Genomic DNA, 20,659 nt, shown 5'->3' with positions numbered 1-20,659 from the left:
TAAGCGCGGTCGACGGCTATAATTTGTGCTATCGCGGATCGATACTCGATCCTTTCGCACCAGTCACGGACCCGTTATGGCGCACGACGCGACAGCAAATACGCGACCGAGTAACAACTTTTTGCGCGAATTGATCGCGGACCAATCGGCGCGCGGTGCATTCGACGGACCGGTGATCACGCGTTTTCCACCGGAGCCAAACGGCTTTCTGCATATCGGCCACGCCCAATCGATCTGCGTGAACTTCGGGCTAGCCGATTATTTCGGTGGATACTGCCGGCTGCGCTTCGATGACACCAACCCGGAAAAAGAAGAACAGCGCTACATCGACCAGGTCGCTGAAGACGTGCACTGGCTCGGCTTCGACTGGGAAGGCGCGATTCGCTTTACCTCGGATTATTTCCCAACGCTCTACGAATACGCACTTCATTTGATCAAAAACGGCGACGCTTACGTCGACGAGTTATCGTCGGAACAAGCGCGTGAATATCGCGGCGACTGGAACACACCCGGCACCAACAGCCCCTACCGCGAACGCTCACCGGCGGAAAACCTCGACCGTTTTGAAATGATGCGCGCCGGTGAATTCGCCGAAGGCGCGGCCGCCCTGCGCGCAAAAATCGACATGGGCGCCGGGAATATGAATCTGCGCGACCCGATCATCTACCGTGTACGCCACGCGAGCCACCACCAAACAGGCGATGCGTGGTGCATCTATCCATCCTATGACTTCGCGCACGGCCAATCGGACGCCATCGAAGGCGTTACACACTCGATTTGCACGCTGGAATTCGCCGACCACCGGCCGCTCTACGACTGGTTTATCGAGCATTTGCCGGTGCCGGCGCAGCCGGTTCAGTATGAGTTCGGCCGGCTCAACCTCACCTTCACGGTTACCAGCAAACGCCGCTTGCGTCGTCTTATCGACGAAGGGTTCGTCGATGGCTGGGATGACCCGCGGATGCCAACGCTGTCCGGCATCCGCCGGCGCGGCTACACGCCGGCGTCGATCCGTAACTTCTGCGAGGCAGCCGGCGTGGCGCGCACCGACGGCACCGTCGACGTCGCCCAACTCGAACACGCGGTGCGCGATGACCTGAACAAAAACGCCCCACGGGCGATGTGCGTCATGGATCCGCTAAAGATCGTCATCACCAACTGGCCGGACGACCAGGTCGAAACGCTGACGGCATCCGCGCATCCCGATCGCGACGATATGGGCACCCGCAACCTCACGCTGACGCGGGAAGTGTTCATCGAGCGCGAGGATTTTCGAGAAGCAGCCAACAAGAAATACAAACGGCTGGTGCTCGGCAAAAAGGTTCGGCTCCGCAACGCCTACGTGATTGAAGCCCACGATGTGGTCAAAGACGACGCCGGCGAAATCGTGGAAGTCCACTGTCACTACGACCCCGACACGCTCGGCGAACTACCCGCCGACGGTGTCAAACCGAAGGGCGTCATCCACTGGGTATCGGCCAGCTTTGGGGTGCGCGCCACCGTCCGCCAGTATGACCGACTGTTCGCGACGCCCAAACCCGGCAACGATGCCAGCGACTTCGTCGACGACATCAATCCAGACTCGCTGACCATCCACAACGAATGCTATGTCGAGCCCGGGTTGGTTCAAGCCGAACCCGAAACCCGCGTGCAGTTCGAGCGCATCGGCTATTTCGTGGCCGACCGCCACGACCACGCGCCCGGCTCGCCCGTTTTCAACCAAACCGTAGCGCTGCGCGACAGTTGGGCGAAACAGAGCGCATAAGTCAGAGGCGCGCCGAGGTGGCGCCGTCAGCATGGTCCGATGCACGCGGTGTGCTCGATGCCGGCATCGAGACCATGGATAGCAATGTGTCGCTCAAAGCGCGCAGCCAACTCATCCGCTATCTCGAGCCACTGACGACCTGGAACGCGACCTACAATCTCACGGCGATACGCGAGCCACGCGCCATGGTCGTGCGCCATATTCTGGACTGCGTGGCCGTGCTACCGCTACTGTCGGGCCGCACGCTCGCCGATATCGGCAGCGGGGCGGGATTACCCGGTCTGGTTGTGGCAATCGCGCGACCGAAAATCCAGGTTACCCTGATCGAATCCAGCCGCAAGAAAGCTGCTTTTTTGCGCCACGCCAAGCGCGAACTTGGGCTTACCAATGTCCATATTGTTCCGAGGCGGATCGAACAGTGGCATGCGGACACGACTTTCGACATCATTACGGCGCGCGCCTTCGCACAGGCGGCCGAATGCGTGTCAGCCGCCGAACATCTACTCGCAGCCGGCGGTGAATTCATGCTGATGAAAGGCGTCAATCCGAGCGACGAACTCAGCGAGTTACCGCCTGCGTGGCGGATCATGGAGAACCGCCCTGTCTCGATACCCGGGCTGGACGGTGAACGTCACGTGGTGAGACTCAGCCGCGGTCTGCTCTGAGCTTACCAGCCACCGCGGCAGCAAACATGCTGATCAAACCGTCTGCCAAGGGACAGGCGCCGGATCATCGAGCGCCGCGCGTATCCGGCTCAGCGCGTTCGCGAGCCGCCCACGGTTGGATGCAGCGCTGATACAGATCCGGATCGCTTGCGGTGCCGCCGTCGCGCCGACGCAAAACGCCTCAGCACTGGTTACACGAACGCCCCGCGTCGAGAGCTGATCGACGAGCGCGGTGGCACGATGGCCCTCAGGTAACTCGAGCCAGACATACAAACCGCATGGATGCGCTGCTATCGCGTAGTCGCCCAAATAATCACGGGCCATCGCTTGGCGCGCATTCAGCTCTTCCATCTGCCAGTGCAGCAACCGATCAGCATCGCCGGAAGCTATCCACTGACACGCCGCACTCGCGACGATCGGAGGCGGCATCCAGCTCAGGTTCTGCACGGCCGATGTGACGCGGTCTCGGATGGTCGCAGGCACACGCATCACGCCGGAGCGAATCCCTCCGCCGAGAATTTTGGCCATGGAAAACAAATAAATCGTCCGCTCTGGCGCCAATTGATACAGCGGCGTACCACGCGCCTCGGGCGGCATATATAAAACCCCATCCTCTATCAGCCAAAAATCGCGCTCACGTGCCAGATCCACCAGGGCCCGGCGGCGCGCCTCCGTCAGTTGCACGGTGGTTGGATTATGGTGTTCGGGCATCAGATAGAGCGCGGCGAACGGTTGGCGCTCATGACTGCGCGCCAATGCCTCGATGTCGATGCCCTCGGCGTCGAACGCGACCGGCACGGTGCGCACGCCCAACTGTTGCGCGACGCTGATTAACCCAGGATAGCTAAGGGCTTCCGCGGCTACGCGCTCGCCGCTCCCCAGAAGGGCCGACAATGTCAGGAAAATGCCATTCATGCCGCCCTGATTGATGATCAGATCGTCAGCATCAACCGCCAGGCCGAGTGATTCCATCCAATGCGTTATGCGCTCTCGGTGGGCCACCAACCCACCTTCCGGTTGGTAGTCACTCGCATGGTCCATGGCCGCCGAATCGCTGGCCACTGTGGCCAACGCACGCGCCATCCCCGAGGCGCGCTCCGGCGTCGGCGAGGGTAACGCCAGGCTGAGATCGATCATGTCAGCACTTTCCCGGCCGGAGCCGACGTTGCCAAACGCGAACGTTGCGCCATCCTGCAACCGCACGTACGTACCACTGCCGACGCGCGCGTCGACAAACCCCTGTGTTTCCACTTCGCGGTAAGCGCGCGTGACTGTGCCCACGGTGACACCGAGCGCATCCGCAAGCCGACGTTGCGGCGGAAGCTTGACGCCGGATGCCAGCTCGCCGCGCTCGATCGCGCTCGCAATTGCATCGGCTAGTTCGCGATAGCGCGGGCCCACGCCCCGCAGCTTAGGCACCCAAATTGTCATGGTTACAAAAAAATTATTGACGCCATTGTTCCACCATTTAAACTCAACAAAGCGATAAATGTACCTTTGTATTGAATAATGAACCCATACATTTATACAGGCAATAGCAGCGCCGGTCCCTCTGTGCAGCCCACGAGACACGCCGAACTCGAACCATCGGCCGGCTCTACACAGCGGACAGCTGCCGCCACGCCCCGAGCAAAGCACATAAAAGCGGCCGGGCACAAAATCGGTAGTGCGTCATGATGTCACTTGGCTGGTTTATCTCGGTGAGCCTGTTTGCGGTGTCGATGACCGGTACGCCAGGGCCGAATAACGTCATATTGACGGCTTCCGGCGCACGCTATGGCTATCGGCGGACGCTACCGGCGATTTTCGGTATTTTGCTCGGCGGCCTTGTGCTCAATATGGGCCTAGCCCTTGGCCTCGGCGCGCTTTTTCAAGCGTTTCCGTTGGCCCACCGCGTGCTACAAGTGGTCGGCGCGACGTATCTTTTGTACCTGGCTTGGAAAATCGCGAGCGCACCCCCGCCGGGCCTGTCGAGCGATGCCGAAGAGCGGCCACTAACGCTCTGGCAGATGGCATTCTTTCAGTTCGCTAATCCCAAGGTCTGGGTCATGGGCCTGACATTGGTCGCCACTTTCATGCCGGCGCACGGCGTGCTTTGGCTCAACGCACTCGGTCTCGCCATGCTGATGGAAGTGATCGCGTTCCCCTGTGTGTCGTTCTGGGCAGCATTCGGGCAGGCGATCGCCAGATGGCTGGTCACGGACCGAGCCTGGCGTATTTTCAACGTAACAATGGGCCTGGCAACGGCAGCTTGCGTTGGCTTTATCGTAGTCGATTAAAAGTACGCGGCCCGGGCTATTGCCATTTAGCTCCGACCGAGTGCGGCATCAACCGCCAGTCGGCCCGGCCCGACCGCGTACAACGCCAATAGGCCGCCGATAATGCTGATGTTTTTGTAGAAGTTGATTTCGGCTTCGAACGCCGCACCCCCGGTCATGGTCCAGTAGGGATGCCCAAGGACTGCGGTCGCGAGCGTGTAAGCCGCGAGTGCCAACGCCAGCGGCCGAGTCAGCGCCCCGACGGCGATCGCGATGCCGACGACGAACTCCATGGCAATCGCGATGATCGCGGCCACCATCGGCAGCGGCAGACCGTGGTGCGCCATAACGGCCACTGCGCTGTTGAAGTCGTTCAGCTTCTGCCAACCGAAAAGCACGAACAAAAGCGCGATCAGACAGCGTGCGACCAGTAGCGTAACGTTTCGGTTGGGCATGGATGTTTTTCTCTTGGCGTTGGATCGGGTTCGATAATTCTACGGGAGCGTCAGGCGGTCTTAGAAGTACCCTGTCCAGACTCATGCGGCCGGTCACGGTCCGTCGGGCCGTTGGCCCGGCCATCATCGCGAGCTGCCATCTCGGCGCCTACGCCGCCGCCCCGGCGCAGGCGCAACGAGTTGGCAAGCACCATCACATCGGACGCGCCCATGGCGCCGGCAGCCAGCACCGGGCTCAGTAGCCAGCCGGTTGCCGGATAGAGCACGCCGGCAGCGACCGGGATCAACAACACATTATAGCCATAAGCCCAGCCAAAGTTCTGACGGATGACGCGCATGGCACGTCGGGCGAGCTGGAGCGCCCCCACAACGCCGGTCAGATCGGCGCGCATGAGAACAACGTCGCCGGCTTCGATCGCGATGTCGGTGCCGCTGCCAACCGCGATACCGACATCGGCCCGGGTCAGTGCCGGCGCGTCGTTGACCCCGTCGCCGACAAACGCGACTGCGTTGGCGCTATCCTGCAGTCGCTTGATCTGGTCAGCCTTGGCATCGGGCATGACGTCGGCCATGACCCGATCAATGCCAATCTCTGCGGCAACGGCTTCGGCCGTAGCGCGGTTGTCGCCCGTTAGCATCGCGATCTCGAGGCCGGCCGCGTGGAGCGCTTCGATCGTACGACGCGCATCGTCCCGGATCGGGTCGGAGACGGCAACCAATGCGGCAAGCTGGCCGTCGACCGCAACGAACAACGGTGTGCGGGCTTGATGCGCGAGTTCTTCGGCACGCGCGGCAAATGCGCCGGTCTCAATACCGAGACTTGCCAGGTAGGCACTCGAACCAACCTGCACACGACGATCGTCGACGACGGCTTCAACACCCTGCCCTGGATAGGTTGTGAATGCGTGCGCGCCGGCAATCTCAAGCGCGTCGTCGCGCGCCGCGGCCACCAATGCGGCACCAAGCGGATGCTCACTTTTGGCCTCGACACTGGCAACCAGCCGAAGTACCGCGCGCCGATCGAAGCCGCCCGTAGTTTCGAGCTCCGTCAGGCGCGGCGTGCCTTCGGTCAGCGTGCCGGTTTTATCAAAAACAACGGTCGCCACACTGGCTAATTGCTCGACGGCTGTACCGCGTCGGAATAAAACGCCCATGCGCGCGCCGCGTCCAGTGGCCACCATGATAGCTGCGGGCGTCGCCAACCCCATGGCGCACGGACACGCGATCAGCAATACCGCGACAGCGGTCACAAATGCGGTCGGCAACGCCGGCGACGCGCCGAAAGCCATCCAGGCTGCAAAAGTCACCGCGGCCACGACAAGAATGACCGGCACGAACACACCGGCGATGCGATCCGCGATTGCCTGAATCGCCGGTTTTTCGGATTGCGCGGACTCGACCATGCGTACGATCTTGGCCAGCACCGTATCGTTGCCGGTCCGCATGACGCGAACCTCGAGCTGGCCGTTCTGGTTCACGGTGCCGCCGATGGTTTCGGCATCCGCACTTTTTTCGACTGGCACGGGCTCGCCGGAGATCATAGACTCATCGACGTAGCTGTTGCCCGCGGTCACCGCACCGTCCACCGGTATACGCTCGCCGGGGCGCACCTGCACGACGTCGCCAACCACGACCTCATCAGCATCTATTGTTTGCCACTGGCCATCACGTGCTACGCGTGCCGTCGGCGCGTGTAGCGCCATCAATTGATGAACGGCCTCGGACGTCCGACCTTTGGCCAGCGCTTCCAGATACCGCCCCAATAGAATCAAAGTGATGATCATGCCGGCGGCATCGAAATAGGTCTGTGCCGTTTCCGCCGGAAAAACACCCGGAATGGCCAACGCGGCCAGTGAATATAGAAAAGCCGCGCTTGAACCGATCATAACCAGGCTGTTCATGCCCGGCGCAAGATGGCGACATTCACGCCAGCCGAAGCGATAGAAATTCCGCCCCGCCCAGAACTGAACCGGCAGCACTAGAAGCAATTCGATCAGTTGCCAACCGCGCTCAGGCAAAACATCGTGCATGGCCGTACCGACACCCGGCACCATCGACGCCATCGCGACCACGAACAGCGGCACGGTGAAAACCACCGCGAAGAGCAACGACTGCTTGTAGATCGCGGCATCACTCGGGCTCTCAGCCGAGGTTTGAGTATTGTCGGTGTCAGGCTCGATCGGCGAGAACCCGGCTTTCTCGACCGCTGAGAAAAGTGCGTCACGCGCGATAGTTCCGGCGAGGTAATCAACACGCGCGCGTTCGGTGGCTATGTTGACCGACGCGCTGACCACGCCGGTCAGCGCATTCAAGTTTTTCTCGGCACGTGCCGCACAGCCGCCACAACTCATGCCCTCGATGCCAAACTCGATACGCTCGGCTACCGGTGTATAGCCAGCTTTTTCGACCGCGCTAAACACATCGGACACCCCGGTTTGGCGCGGATCGAGTTCGACGTCGGCACGCTGCGTTGTCAGATTGACCGACGCACGCTCGACGCCATCGACGCGACCGAGCACTTTTTCCACGCGTGCGCTGCAGCTACCGCAGGTCATACCATCAACGCCAAAATCAACCCGCTGCAGACCAGAGTCGCTATTCATACCTTCACCCGGGCTTATCGATACTTCAAAACGTCCATCAGTTCATCGACGATGGCGTCTTCATCGCCGCGCTCGTGGGCCGTAACAACGTGGTGCTTCAAGTGGCCACGCAAGACCCGATCGCCGACCTTGGCAAGCGCGCCGTCAACGGCCTTGATCTGTTTGAGCGCGTCCACGCAGTAGACATCGTCGCGCTCGAGCATCCGCAAAATGCCGTCTATGTGGCCCCGGATCGAGCGCAGCCGAGCACTGGCATCGTCGCGGATCGTGGGATCAAGCGCCAGATGCTCATTCGGCGAGCTGTCGTGTTTCTCTGCCTCGGCCATCACACCGCCCGTGCGTCGAAACCAGCATTTTCCACGGCGGCGATCAACGCTTCCGGTGCCGGATTACCCTCGACGTCGGCCGTGCCCGCTTCGAGACTGACGTCGACCACGCGCTCAACGCCGTCCACATCGGCCAGCGCATCTGTTACCGCGCCGACGCAGCCCTGACAACTCATACCGTCGATTTTGATCTGAATCATCTTTCATCTCCGTTAAGTGCACCCCTCCTGGGGTGGGATAATAATATGCTGATGCATGACTAACGTCAATAACCCACCGGGGAACATCAGCCAATCCGCCCTGATCCACCGACTCCCCAGGGCGCAAGCGAACTTTTCCCTCATTCTGAACAGCGAAGGGTTCCGCTGATCACCCCGACAAAGGCTATAGCTATACACCCATGCTCGGCCGAATCAAGCATTTGCCGGTATGACGCGACTTTATCTCTGCGTTAAAAATGGAGACGGCCTCGCACCGAACCAACAACATACGCGAAACGGCCAACCAAGGAGGCCACCATGATCCTGACCATCGTTGCCTGGCTATCCATATTACTGGGCGTGTTAACGGCCGCCGCGATCGTAGTGGATGTCGTCAGACGCCCGCAAAACATGTCGATCATGAACATTACGTGGCCAATCACCGGCCTCTACTTACCCATAATCGGCTGGTGGATTTACGCTGTCATGGGCCGCCCCGACGGTATGCCAAGCAGCACCCACCACAGTTCACACAGCGGCGGACACAAACACCATCACGCGCCCAAACCGAAATGGCAGGGCGTGTTCGTCGGCGTGACGCACTGTGGCGGCGGCTGCGCGCTCGGTGACTCCATCGCCGCCCCCTTGATCGCCGCACTCGGACTGACGGTCGCCGGCTCGGAATTGGCCGCGCATTTTGCGGGCGAATTCGTGGCGGCCTATCTGTTCGGTATCGCGTTTCAGTTTCTGCCGATGATGAGCATGGGCAACATCCAACCAAAACAAGCGCTCGTCAACGCCCTCAAGGCCGATACCTTGTCACTGGTTGCCTTCGAGATCGGCATGTTCGGCTTCATGAGCCTGGCCGCTCTGGTTTTATTACCGGCGGTACCGTCAGTGGCCTCGCCGGTTTACTGGTTCATGATGCAGATCGCGATGGTGATCGGCTTCGCAACCGCCTATCCAGCCAATTGGTGGTTGGTGGGTCGTGGTATCAAGCATGGAATGTGACGACACGTCGCTATAAGCGGGCTGGTTACATCCCGATATAAAGCGGCGCCGGTCTGCATGTCTTACCGGCCGGGCCACCGGTTGCGCCGCATTCAGCTGTCGCCGCGCCCCGACCACATGCGCTTTAAGACATCGTCGCGACGGCCGAAACGGTGGTACAACGCCGCGGCAATATGGCCACCGAGCAAAATCGGAATCACCCAGACACCGACATACACATGCGAGAGCATCAGCGCGTTACCAGCGGCATTACCAACTGGGATAAACACCGGCACCGTGAACAACCCGAAAAACGGAATAGTAAAACCGAATCCGAAACTCATCAGGATACCGACAATCGGTTGGACCACGATCGCGACATAGATGAGCGCGTGCACAATAAACGCGGCCCCGCGCTGCCAAGCGGGCACGCGGGCGAGCGAAGGCCTGGGGTTTTTCAGCCGCCAAGCGACAAACACCACGCCGAGCACGAATATCAGCAAGCCCAGCGATTCGTGCAACCACATTGCGATTTGCTGGGCGCTGCCACTAAACAAGTCGGTAAACAGCAAGGCCAGCAGCAACTGCATCGTGATCAACACGAACAACACCCAGTGCAGCCCGCGTGTGATCAGCCCGTAGCTTGAATGCGTATCACGTATTGCCATGGGCGCCACTTCCAAAGACCATCCTCGACCCCGTGCTACCAGACTCAGAATCCGACCGCAATCCGCAGCCGGATTTACACGTGAGTGGCAACCACTTCCAGCCAGGGGTGGCTAGGCAACGCCCCTAGAACGCGCTGTTTCCGGGCCGACTGTTTATGCGCGGCACATGCCCACGTTATTTGGGTAGCGCGTACACAACCACCTGGTCACCAACCTGGTCCTTGAGGATCGTATTGCCGCCAGACACGAAGGCCACGTATTCACGTCCCTTGTATTTATAGACGGTCGGGTTCGCTACGACCGGCGCCTCGGTTTGATCGGACCAGAGCTCCTTGCCGGTTTTCGCCGAGTAAGCACGCACTTTGGAATCCATCGACGCCCCGATAAACACGACGCCACCCGCCGTGGTAGCGGGGCCACCAATCGTCGGCGACCCCCAGCTTTCAGGCATGAAGAAACCGTACTGCTGCGAGGCCCCGACCGGGCGGCGCCATTTCACATCACCAGTGTGCATATCAAGTGCCACGAGCTCGCCATACGGCGGCTCCCAGCACGGCATGCCAAGCCAGTTTCTGGCCACTTTGAGACGCATGCCATAGGGTGACCCTTTCTGAGGGCTAAAACCAGACTCGTTACCCGATCCGGAATCGGCCTTGTCGTACGCCTCGCGCTTGTACAGCTTGATGTACTGCACGAGTCGCGACGTGTTCACATAGGCCGTCTGGGTGGCGGGGTTAAATGCGACGCCGCCCCACTGCACGCCGCCCGCACTATCGGGGAAAGCCATGGCACCTTCACCCTTGGTGGTCGGCGGCGTGTACATGCCCCGGTATTCAAGCTTATCCCAAAGACGTGAACACTGCCCGCCGCTGACGGCATCGGCCAGTTTCCAAATATTCGGCTTCTCTGACTGGTCAAGCAGCGGCTTGGGCTTGGTCGGGAACGGCTGCGTGGGCGACAGCTTGTCGCCTTTGACCGAACCATCTCCCTGCGGCACCGGGCGTTCTTCGATGGGCCAGACATCCTCGCCGGTCTTACGATTAACGACGAACAGGAATCCCATCTTGGTGGACTGGATAAGCGCAGGAATTTGCTCGCCGTCGACCGTGATGTCCATCAATGTCGGTGCGGCGTTGATATCGTAATCCCACACATCGTGATGTACCCACTGGCGCGACCACACAACCTCGCCGGTATCCACATCGAGCGCGGTAGTGGAGGTGCCAAGCGGCACATCCTTTTTACGGTTGCCACCCCAGTAGTTGGGCGACGGTGAAGAAACCGGCACATAAACCAAACCGAGCTCCGGATCGGCTGATATTGCGGTCCAGACGTTCGCCGTTCCGCTTTTCTTTTGCATTTCCGGCGACAACGCGTGGAAGGTCCATTCGCGTTTACCGGTGCGAGCGTTAACGGAAAAAAGGGTTCCCGGCGGCGCCTGCTCGTAGACCCAGTCCTTACCGGCCCAGCCAAAAATCAGGTGATCACCGACCACGGTCGGCGGTTGGAGCAGCGACAAGGGCCATTTATTGTTGATCGTGTTCCACTGGTCGACGTTCAGAACACCGTCATCAGCGAAGTTAGAACATTGCTTGCCAGTATCCGCATCGACGGCATACAACTTTGCGTCCATCGTGCCGATGTAGACGATCTTCTGGCATGCCTTGTCAGGTTTTGGTTCATCCGCCTGCCAGTAGGCGACACCACGGCTTTTGAGTGCTGGCTGGGTCAACGCCTCGAGCTTCGCATGGGTGTCGAAGCTCCATTTTTTCTCACCCGTAGCCGGGTTTAAGGCGATAATGCGATAAAACGGCGTACCGATGTAAAGGGTGTCGTTAGCGAAAATCGGTGTCGCAGACCAAACAGTGGCCGGCCGTTTGCCACTGCCATCGGACACATCCCCTGTGTGGTATTCCCAAACCTTTTTTAACTGACCGACGTTATCGGCAGTAATCTGCTTGAGCGGGCTGTACTTCTGTGCGTTTAGCTGACCGTGGAAAGTATCCCAGGTCGGTTTTTTCGGCCCAGGCGAGCCCGCATCTGACTGAGCTGGTTGGTTAGCCTTCGGCGCGCTCTGCTTGTTGGGCGTCGACTGCTCCTGAGCGAGAGCTGCCCCCGACGTGGTCAGCAGAATCAGAGCGGCGATCGCGACAAGGCGCTGCATAATGGCAGCACAACTCGGGGATAGATAAGAAACACTCATGAGTAAATGGCCCCACGGTCACCGGGTGCGGCGAGATCCAGAATCAAACCAATCAGACCAGCCCCCATTGCGGCACAGAGCCACCACTCATGCAGCAACAACGCGGCGAAACAGGTACCGGCCAGTGCGAATAGAATCAACACGCGCCAGATGCTCCGCGTGATCCGGCCTCGCAGCGAGGCCAAAACGATCGCCATGAGCGCGAGCAAGGCACTGGTTACAACCACCAGAAGCGCGCCGAGGCTGCCGGTGATGCCGGTCAGCGGCGCGAGATACCCATACAGTGCGATAACGACACCGATAACAGCGCTGGCAAAAAGTACGATGGCACCAACTAGCGAGGGCCTTGATCGCGACATATGGTTATTATTCCCGCCTAATAAGAACTAGCGGCATATTAACATCGGCCTATCGGATCCTTAGGCCGCGGTGGCACCGAAAGAGGCGTATCGTTACCAGAGCCCAGCAAGGCCGAATGCGCCAGCTCGGGTGTATGTGAGCATACCCGTGGTTGCAGCGCCGCCCGCGGCCATGCGCCAACCATCAGTCGTATAGTCCACATTCAAGCTGACGCGGTTGCGCGCACGCGAGAATGCAAGAGAAATGCCCCCGCGGCCGGCCCACTTGTTGTCCGAACCGGCACTTTGCCCGATCGCGAACTCAGGCGTGATCGTGGCCTGGCCCGCCTCCAGATCGAGTATACGACTAGCGTCGAGGCGACCCATGCCCCCCTCAACAGGCAACGCATTCGGCCCGACGGCCAAATCACGATACCACCCCAGCGTTGACTGAATACGCCAGTCGCCAACCGGTAGACCGGATAGTCCGATACCGAAATTCAATGGTCGGTCATTGTCGACCACCACGTGTTGCCCGGCCCCATAGCGCGCCCGGACATGCCAATTGGCGTTTTGCCCGACCAGTCCGAGCGGCCCTTCGAGCGACAATCGTTGACCGACACGCGCCTGCCCCGCATTAGCAATGGGCTCCCGCGCCACGACGCGGCTTGATAAATGGATACGCCGCGGCCCACGCAGTTTCGTGTTGAATGCCACCCCTCGCGTCGCCGTTTGCGGCCCCCAGACCAGAGGCATGTCGGCGTCGTCGGTCCGAAACACCTGCACCCCGAACTGGTTCGGCCCGAATTCATTACGCACGCCAAAGCGAAGCGTGTTGCCGCTTAGCAAGCCGGGCTGTGCCGCGCGCCGATGTTCAAATTCAGCGTTGAAAGTGGGCAAGAACCACATCCGACCGGTATCCATCTGCGCCTGTGCACGCGCATCCACCTGACCACCGGTTTGCGCACCGCGCGCCTCGGTATGGCGCATCGAGAGCTTCAACGATTTGAACTCATCGCGCGCGAGGCGCCAATTCACACCACTGGTCAGATACTGCGTCTCGGTGGTGCTGCGATCATCGACGCCGAAAAAAGCTTCTGCGCGCCCGACTTGATAACCGCCGATATCGAGTGGCGTGCTAGGCGCCGCGCCGTGCAAACGCCGTGCCGAGTCGTCACCCGGCAACGGGATGGCTGCCCCCGCATGGGCGACAACAGCGCACATATTCAGGGCAATAGCCAATATTGCGATCGGGCCAACGGCATTAACGCCCGGGAATCCGTGCCGGGCACTTCCCTCGCGTTTCATCGTTGCTGTCATCCGGCATACTTGACGCCAGATTGTACAGCATGCTAGCCGCCTTTTTCAGGCCGGGGGCTTAAACGAGACCGCTGTGACCGTCCTAACGGCTACCCCGGATCTTCTTGACCATCTGCAGCCGCGCAGCAGCTTCGGCCAGTTCGGCCTGCGCCCGTTCGATGTCCGATTGTTCTTCAGCGGCATTAACCGCATCTTCCGCACGTTGCTTGGCCTTGTCGGCTTCGGCCTCGTCGATGTCCTCGGCGCGCTCGGCCATATCGGCCAACACGGTCACGAGATTCGGCTGGACTTCCAGCAAACCACCAGAAACGAATATCTGCGCATCCTCCGAGCTGTCCTCTTGCCGAATGCGCACAGGGCCGGGGCGAATCCGCGTCAGCAACGGTGCGTGACGCGGCATGATCGCCATGTCGCCTTCCACGGCTTCGACGAATACCGTGTGCGCCGGCCCGGAATGGATCTGGCCCTCGGCCGAAACAACGTCGATCTGCATACTCATGCGCGGTTACTCTGAAGCAGCGGCGAATCAGGCCGCCGCTTCGGCCTCCATACCCTGGTACTTTTCGATCGCTTCGTCGATCGTGCCGCACATATAGAATGCCTGCTCCGGCATATGGTCGTACTCGCCATCGACGATGCCGCGGAAACCGCGCACGGTCTCGGCTAGCGACACGTACTTGCCGGGCGCGCCGGTGAACACCTCGGCCACGAAGAATGGCTGCGACAGGAACCGCTCGATCTTGCGCGCCCGGGCCACGGAAAGCTTGTCCTCTTCGGACAGTTCGTCCATACCCAGGATCGCGATAATGTCTTTCAATTCGCGATAACGCTGCAGCGTTTTCTGCACGTCACGTGCACACTGATAATGTTCGTTGCCGACCACGTTCGGATCGAGTTGACGCGATGTCGAATCCAACGGATCAACCGCGGGATAGATGCCTCGCTCGGCGATCGAACGCGCCAGCACAACTGTGGCGTCGAGATGCGCAAACACGGTGGCTGGCGCCGGGTCGGTCAAGTCGTCGGCGGGCACGTAGACAGCCTGCACCGATGTGATCGAGCCGGTCGTGGTCGAAGTAATCCGTTCCTGCAGCAGCCCCATTTCCTCGGCCAGTGTCGGCTGATAGCCCACCGCCGACGGCATGCGCCCGAGCAATGCCGAGACTTCAGTGCCGGCCAACGTATAACGATAGATGTTGTCGATAAACAACAGCACGTCACGGCCTTCGTCACGGAAGAATTCGGCCAGGGTCAAACCAGTCAGCGCGACACGCAGGCGGTTGCCCGGCGGCTCGTTCATCTGGCCGTAGATCAGCGACACCTTGTCGATGACCTGCGATTCCTTCATCTCGTGGTAGAAATCGTTGCCCTCACGCGTACGCTCACCCACACCCGTGAACACCGAATAACCAGAGTGCTCGGCGGCAATATTGCGGATCAATTCCATCATGTTGACGGTCTTGCCGACACCGGCACCACCGAACAATCCGACCTTGCCGCCTTTGGCGAACGGACACAGCAGGTCGATGACCTTGATACCGGTCTCGAGCAGTTCCTGACTGCCAGCCTGCTCTTCAAAACTGGGCGCCTCACGGTGGATCGGCGCGGTCTGCTCGGCGCCGATTTCGCCTTGTTTGTCGATCGGATTACCCAGCACATCGGCGATACGGCCAAGTGTGGCGTGTCCGACCGGCACCGCAATCGGCGCACCAGTGTCGTGGACGGCTTCACCTCGGGCCATGCCTTCGGTCACGCCCATAGCGATGCAGCGAACCACACCGTCGCCGAGCTGCTGTTCGACCTCCAGAGTCAAATCGCGCTCGGTTACGACCACCGCGTCGTGGACGCTCGGCAGCGATTCGCGATCGAAGGCGACGTCGACGACCGGGCCGATGATCTGTACGACTTTTCCATTACTCATGGGTTGTCATTCCTGTGTATTAGCCTTGGACTTGTCGGGTCAAGAAACCGCGGCCGCGCCCGCCACGATTTCCGAGAGTTCCTGCGTGATCTGCGCCTGGCGCTGCTTGTTGTACTGCAACTGCAGGTCGTCGATGATTTCGCCGGCGTTATCGGAAGCCGCCTTCATAGCGACCATGCGCGCAGCCATTTCGCAGGCCACGTTTTCGACCGCACCTTGATAGATCTGCGATTCAACGTAACGTACCAGAAAGTCTTCCAGCAGACTTTCCGGATCGGGTTCGTAGATGTAATCCCAGTCGCTCGGCACTTCCTCGTTTTGCTCACTGTCGGTAACCGGCAACACCTGCATTACCGATGGCCGCTGGGTCATGGTGTTCACAAACTCGTTGGACACCAGATACAAGCGGTCAATCGATTCCGCGCGGTAGTCGTCCAGCGCCACCTTGACCGCACCGATGATGTCATTCATCTGCGGCCGGTCACCGAGATCGGTGACGTCGGCTTTGAGATCACTGAATCGACGGAAAAAACTGACGCCCTTGTGGCCAAAGCAGATCAGCTCTACCTCGACACCCTGCTCTTGCCAGGCCCGCATTTCGGCGAGCGTCCGACGGAACAGATTGATATTGAGACCACCGCAGAGACCGCGATCGGTAGCCACAACCACCAGTGCTACGCGCCGGACCTCGCGTTCGGCCAGAAAGGGGTGGGTATGGCTGCCAAGATTGGCATGCGCCATATGCCGAATCGTACGACGTATCTTTTCAGCATAAGGTCGGGCGTATTCCAGCCGCTCCTGGGCGCGCCGCATCTTGGACGCCGCGACCATTTCCATCGCACGCGTGATCTTTTGCGTGTTCTGGACGCTCTTGATCTTGGCCTTGGTTTCCTTGGCGCCTGCCATCGGGTGTCCCTATTCGCCTGTTCGGACGCGTCGCGCGGCCTACCAGGTGTGGTTCTGCTTGAAGTTGGTCAGCGCGTCGTGCAGTTCCTGCGCGATCTCATCGGTGTAGTCACCGTTTTCGTTGATCTTGTCGAGCAGTGGCTGCTGCTCACGCTGGAGGTAGTCATGCAGCGAGGCCTCGAACTGGGTCACGCTACCCACGTCGATGTCTTCCAGGAAACCTTTTTCAGCGGCAAACAAGGAACTCGCGGTTAGCGCAACCGACAGCGGCGCATATTGTTTTTGCACCATCAGGTTGGTGACACGCTCGCCATGCTCGAGCTGCTTGCGGGTCGCAGCATCCAGATCCGAGGCGAACTGTGCGAATGCCGCCAGTTCGCGGTACTGGGCAAGCGCCAAGCGCGTACCGCCGCCCAGTTTTTTGATGATCTTGGTCTGCGCCGAGCCACCGACACGCGACACCGATAACCCAGCGTCGACCGCAGGCCGAATGCCGGAATTGAACTTGTCGGTATCGAGAAAGATCTGACCGTCAGTAATCGAAATCACGTTCGTGGGCACGAATGCCGACACGTCACCGGCCTGGGTTTCGATAATCGGCAACGCCGTCAACGACCCTGTTTTGCCGGTCACTTCACCGTTCGTTCGCTCTTCGACTTCAGCAGCATTAATGCGCGAAGCGCGCTCGAGCAACCGCGAATGGAGATAGAACACGTCCCCCGGGTAGGCTTCACGCCCGGGCGGGCGACGCAGCAGCAGCGACACTTGTCGATACGCCACGGCCTGTTTGGACAGGTCGTCGTAGACGATCAGCGCATCTTCACCGCGATCACGGAAGAACTCGCCCATGCTGCACCCAGCATACGGCGCGATGTATTGCAGCGCCGGCGACAGCGACGCACTGGCAGCCACGATAATAGTGTTATCCAGGCAGCCGTGCTCCTCGAGCTTGCGCGTGACTGCTGCAATCGAGGAGTTCTTTTGGCCAATAGCGACGTAGATGCACTTCACGCCGCTGTTTTTCTGGTTGATGATGGCATCAACCGCGATCGCCGTCTTGCCCGTCTGCCGGTCGCCAATAATCAACTCGCGCTGGCCACGGCCGATCGGCACCATCGCGTCGATCGGTTTCTGGCCAGTCTGCAGAGGCTGATCGACGCCTTCACGCGTAATCACACCCGGCGCGACTTTCTCGATCGGCTCGCTTTGTTCGGCGTTGATCTCACCGCGGCCGTCGATCGCTTGGCCGAGCGGATTAACGACGCGTCCCAATAGCTCTTCGCCCACGGGGACTTCGAGTACACGGCCAGTCGTCTTAACTTCGTCGCCTTCGGCAATGTGGGTGTAATCACCCATCAGTACCGCGCCGACGCTATCGCGTTCGAGGTTTAGCGCCAGGCCATAGGTTTCGCCCGGGAACTCCAGCATTTCGCCCTGGATCGCATTACCGAGGCCGTGAATACGCGCGATCCCGTCGAATAGGCTGACCAGCGTACCGACATTACGCGATTCGGTTTCGGTATCGAAGTCCTCGATGCGCTTGCGAATCAGGCCCGATATTTCGTCCGGGTTGAGCTTCATTGGTCGTTTCCTCTTCGTGTCTTTCTGGCCGACATGCTCGGTCGACCCCGCACCAGCCAGTGTGGCTGGCTAGCGCGCCATCTGTTGGTGCAAGCGTTCTAGCTGACCGGACACCGTATGATCGAACACCAGATCACCGGCCTTGATGACCGCACCGGCCAGGACATTCTCATCTTCGGCGACGTGCAGACGAATCGTTTTGCCAAGACGTGTTTCGAGCGCACTCTGCAGTTTGCTCGACTGCTCTTCGGTCAAACCATTGGCGGTCGTCACGTCAACGTCCAACGTATTCTGCTCAGCCGCATACAACTCGTTGTAAGCCGCCGCGATCGACGGCGCAATCTCCAGCCGTGACTTGTCGGCCAGCAGCCGCACGAGATTCGCCGCCTTCACGCCCAGATCATCCCCTGCGACACCGATTACGGCATCCGCCAATTGACGTGCATCGATCAGCGGATCCTGAATCATCGCCGCCCCGTCCGGGTTTTCGACCACGGCGCGAATAGCCGCCAGCGCATCGGCCCATGCTGTCAGCGCACCGTCCGCCTGGGCCAGCTCGAATACCGCTTCGGCATAGGGGCGCGCGACTGTTTCAGTTTCCGCCACGGCTAGCGAATCTCCGCAACGAGATCGTCAATGATGTCGTTATGCGCCGACTGATCAACCTCGCGCTTGAGGATGCGTTCCGCACCGCTGACCGCGATCTCACCGACTTCGCGACGCAGCTGCTCCCGTGCCGCAGTCACCGCATGCTCAACTTCCTCGTTAGCAGCGGCAACAATGCGCTGACTTTCGTCACGGGCTTCGGCACGCGCGTGATCGAGGATGTCGTCGGCCTGCTGTTGTGCATTAGCGAGCACTTGATTGGCCTGCTCCCGCGCCTCGGCCATTCGCCGATCGGCTTCGGTGATTGCCTCGTCGAGTTCTCGCTTACCGCGCTCGGCGGCTTGCAACCCTTCGTTGATGGTCTGGCGGCGCTGCTCAAGCAGATTAGTGAGCGGCCCCCAAAGATAAGCTTTGGTAAACCAGACCAGGACCAGAAATACCGCAATCTGGACGAACAACGTGCCCGTAATCGCAACCATGGCGTCTCTCAGCTACTCTGATTGGATGGCGATTGGGTGGCCACTCAGCCGCCACCCGCCATACTTGCGAGCGTACCGACGAAGGGATTGGCGAACAAAAACCACATCGACACGCCGAAAAGGATGAACGGGAAAGATTCCATCAGCCCGGCGAAAATAAACATATTCACCATCAACTGCGGCCGCATTTCCGGCTGACGCGCGATGCCCTCGAGCGCTTTCGAGGTGATCAGCCCCCAGCCGATGGCCGAACCGAGGCCGGCCGCGGCCAGCATCAATCCGACGCCGATCGCAGTCGCACCGACAATCTCGGCGATTACACTTGGGTCTGCATTCACGTTAATTACTCCTTCGAATACTGACTAACATCAACTTCCGGCACCGCCGAACGCTGAACCCCAACTATCCCGCCAGCCGACGAATACCACCGATTCAGACAATCGGCCACGCCAGCTAGGGAATGCTTTTTACACAGCGCTAATGTCCAGCTGTTTGAACATATCCGCTACACATCGCGTCCACCCTTAATGCTCGGGCTGCTGCGCCATGCCGAGATAAACAATCGTCAACACGGCGAAGATAAATGCTTGCAACACGATGATCAATAAATGGAACAAGCTCCAGATAACACCGCCAATGAAATGCAGCGGCGCCCAAATGGCTACGGCCGCGCTAATTGGCTCCAGTGTGGCAAATGTCAACAATGCCAGCAGCGCGAAAATCAACTCCCCTGCGAACAAGTTACCAAAAAGACGCAGGGCGAGACTGATTGGCTTCGACAGATCCTCGATCAGGACCGTCACAATATTAGCCGGCAGCGCGTATTTGCCATACGGATGGACCAAAAAGCGCTTGAAATAGCCGCCGACACCATTCGCGCGGATTTGATACGTGACGGTCATCACGAATACCACGATCGCCATTGCAAACGGCGTATCCAGCGCAGCGGTCGGCACAAACCGGAAATAGGTTTCCTCGACACCGAATGCGCCGCCAATGAGTCCAGCGACTGTGGGCGGCAGATCGATGGGCACCAGATCCGCCATATTCATCAACAAGACCCAGAAGAAAATCAGCAGCGCCATGGCGCCGACGAAATGATTGACACGCGGGAAAACTTCGCGAATCTGGTCCGTGATGTATTCCACTGCGGCCTCGACGGCAAGCTGCAGACGCCCCGGACTCTCCATGCTGAGCCGACTACCGAGAACACGCGCCACGACGGCGATCGTGAGCGCGCATGCCAACGACACCAGCAGCAGATCGAGCGTGACCGCATTGAAATCAACCAGCCCTTGCGGCTGATGATCCGCCCCGCATCCGACACACCAGTCAGTCAGGTGATGGGTAATGTATTCGCCTGGAGACTTCACAG

Annotated in this window: 21 protein-coding genes; 4 read left to right on the top strand and 17 right to left on the bottom strand. The window is 59.8% G+C overall.

Annotated features, from left to right (window positions below; genetic code table 11):
• Positions 1-76: 76 nt before the first annotated feature.
• Together HKX41_08395 and rsmG are read left to right on the top strand one after the other, a co-directional pair.
• The gene (locus HKX41_08395) at positions 77-1,765 is read left to right on the top strand and encodes a glutamine--tRNA ligase/YqeY domain fusion protein (protein NNC24174.1); all 1,689 of its coding nucleotides are present in this window, start codon (positions 77-79) and stop codon (positions 1,763-1,765) included.
• 74 nt (positions 1,766-1,839) lie between these two features.
• On the top strand, positions 1,840-2,430 hold the full coding sequence (gene rsmG / locus HKX41_08390; protein NNC24173.1) for a 16S rRNA (guanine(527)-N(7))-methyltransferase RsmG: 591 nt from the start codon (positions 1,840-1,842) through the stop codon (positions 2,428-2,430).
• A 33-nt stretch (positions 2,431-2,463) separates the two neighbouring features.
• Here rsmG and HKX41_08385 read toward each other — a convergent pair whose 3' ends face one another.
• The gene (locus HKX41_08385; GenBank protein NNC24172.1) at positions 2,464-3,861 is read right to left on the bottom strand and encodes a PLP-dependent aminotransferase family protein; all 1,398 of its coding nucleotides are present in this window, start codon (positions 3,859-3,861) and stop codon (positions 2,464-2,466) included.
• A gap of 242 nt (positions 3,862-4,103) precedes the next feature.
• Here HKX41_08385 and HKX41_08380 point away from each other — a divergent pair, with 242 nt between their 5' ends.
• Positions 4,104-4,709, top strand: coding sequence for a LysE family translocator (locus HKX41_08380; GenBank protein ID NNC24171.1), 606 nt, complete (start codon positions 4,104-4,106; stop codon positions 4,707-4,709).
• 26 nt (positions 4,710-4,735) lie between these two features.
• On the opposite strand, the gene HKX41_08375 is transcribed toward HKX41_08380, so the two are convergent.
• From HKX41_08375 to HKX41_08360, 4 genes are read right to left on the bottom strand one after another with little or no spacing between them, the layout of a single operon-like run.
• Positions 4,736-5,143 (bottom strand): DoxX family protein, encoded by a 408-nt coding sequence (locus HKX41_08375; protein NNC24170.1) that lies wholly within the window; start codon positions 5,141-5,143, stop codon positions 4,736-4,738.
• 50 nt (positions 5,144-5,193) lie between these two features.
• The gene (locus tag HKX41_08370) at positions 5,194-7,746 is read right to left on the bottom strand and encodes a heavy metal translocating P-type ATPase (GenBank protein NNC24169.1); all 2,553 of its coding nucleotides are present in this window, start codon (positions 7,744-7,746) and stop codon (positions 5,194-5,196) included.
• A gap of 14 nt (positions 7,747-7,760) precedes the next feature.
• A complete protein-coding gene (locus HKX41_08365; protein ID NNC24168.1) occupies positions 7,761-8,072 on the bottom strand; it encodes a metal-sensitive transcriptional regulator in 312 nt (103 codons plus the stop codon).
• Positions 8,072-8,272, bottom strand: coding sequence for a heavy-metal-associated domain-containing protein (locus tag HKX41_08360; GenBank protein NNC24167.1), 201 nt, complete (start codon positions 8,270-8,272; stop codon positions 8,072-8,074). Before HKX41_08360 ends, HKX41_08365 begins: the two co-directional genes overlap by 1 nt.
• A gap of 321 nt (positions 8,273-8,593) precedes the next feature.
• Between HKX41_08360 and HKX41_08355 the strand changes: the two genes are divergently transcribed.
• Positions 8,594-9,283, top strand: a complete 690-nt coding sequence (locus HKX41_08355) for a DUF4396 domain-containing protein (protein ID NNC24166.1) — start codon at positions 8,594-8,596, stop codon at positions 9,281-9,283.
• Positions 9,284-9,375: 92 nt separating this feature from the next.
• On the opposite strand, the gene HKX41_08350 is transcribed toward HKX41_08355, so the two are convergent.
• The 12 genes from HKX41_08350 to atpB form a co-directional block, all read right to left on the bottom strand.
• On the bottom strand, positions 9,376-9,930 hold the full coding sequence (locus HKX41_08350) for a cytochrome b (protein NNC24165.1): 555 nt from the start codon (positions 9,928-9,930) through the stop codon (positions 9,376-9,378).
• Positions 9,931-10,105: 175 nt separating this feature from the next.
• Positions 10,106-12,094, bottom strand: a complete 1,989-nt coding sequence (locus HKX41_08345; protein ID NNC24164.1) for a pyrroloquinoline quinone-dependent dehydrogenase — start codon at positions 12,092-12,094, stop codon at positions 10,106-10,108.
• 35 nt (positions 12,095-12,129) lie between these two features.
• Positions 12,130-12,492, bottom strand: a complete 363-nt coding sequence (locus tag HKX41_08340; GenBank protein NNC24163.1) for a hypothetical protein — start codon at positions 12,490-12,492, stop codon at positions 12,130-12,132.
• A 93-nt stretch (positions 12,493-12,585) separates the two neighbouring features.
• Entirely contained in the window at positions 12,586-13,779 is a 1,194-nt protein-coding gene (locus HKX41_08335; GenBank protein NNC24162.1) for a hypothetical protein, read from the bottom strand.
• Positions 13,780-13,873: 94 nt separating this feature from the next.
• Complete coding sequence (locus tag HKX41_08330) at positions 13,874-14,290, bottom strand: F0F1 ATP synthase subunit epsilon (protein NNC24161.1); 417 nt, start codon at positions 14,288-14,290, stop codon at positions 13,874-13,876.
• Between the two features lie 27 nt (positions 14,291-14,317).
• Positions 14,318-15,712 (bottom strand): F0F1 ATP synthase subunit beta, encoded by a 1,395-nt coding sequence (gene atpD, locus HKX41_08325; GenBank protein NNC24160.1) that lies wholly within the window; start codon positions 15,710-15,712, stop codon positions 14,318-14,320.
• A 39-nt stretch (positions 15,713-15,751) separates the two neighbouring features.
• Positions 15,752-16,618: a F0F1 ATP synthase subunit gamma gene (gene atpG, locus HKX41_08320; protein ID NNC24159.1), complete on the bottom strand. Its 867-nt coding sequence runs from the start codon at positions 16,616-16,618 to the stop codon at positions 15,752-15,754.
• A 39-nt stretch (positions 16,619-16,657) separates the two neighbouring features.
• The gene (locus HKX41_08315) at positions 16,658-18,199 is read right to left on the bottom strand and encodes a F0F1 ATP synthase subunit alpha (protein ID NNC24158.1); all 1,542 of its coding nucleotides are present in this window, start codon (positions 18,197-18,199) and stop codon (positions 16,658-16,660) included.
• A gap of 69 nt (positions 18,200-18,268) precedes the next feature.
• The gene (locus HKX41_08310) at positions 18,269-18,805 is read right to left on the bottom strand and encodes a F0F1 ATP synthase subunit delta (protein ID NNC24157.1); all 537 of its coding nucleotides are present in this window, start codon (positions 18,803-18,805) and stop codon (positions 18,269-18,271) included.
• Positions 18,806-18,807: 2 nt separating this feature from the next.
• The gene (locus HKX41_08305; protein ID NNC24156.1) at positions 18,808-19,284 is read right to left on the bottom strand and encodes a F0F1 ATP synthase subunit B; all 477 of its coding nucleotides are present in this window, start codon (positions 19,282-19,284) and stop codon (positions 18,808-18,810) included.
• Between the two features lie 44 nt (positions 19,285-19,328).
• Positions 19,329-19,559, bottom strand: coding sequence for a F0F1 ATP synthase subunit C (gene atpE / locus HKX41_08300; protein NNC24155.1), 231 nt, complete (start codon positions 19,557-19,559; stop codon positions 19,329-19,331).
• Between the two features lie 249 nt (positions 19,560-19,808).
• A complete protein-coding gene (gene atpB, locus HKX41_08295; protein ID NNC24154.1) occupies positions 19,809-20,657 on the bottom strand; it encodes a F0F1 ATP synthase subunit A in 849 nt (282 codons plus the stop codon).
• Positions 20,658-20,659: the final 2 nt, after the last annotated feature.

The sequence above is a fragment of the Salifodinibacter halophilus genome (assembly GCA_012999515.1).
In the GTDB taxonomy this organism is placed as follows: domain Bacteria; phylum Pseudomonadota; class Gammaproteobacteria; order Nevskiales; family Salinisphaeraceae; genus Salifodinibacter; species Salifodinibacter halophilus.
The sequence above is the reverse complement of the archived record's forward strand: the minus strand, read 5'-3'. Positions and strand labels throughout refer to the sequence as shown.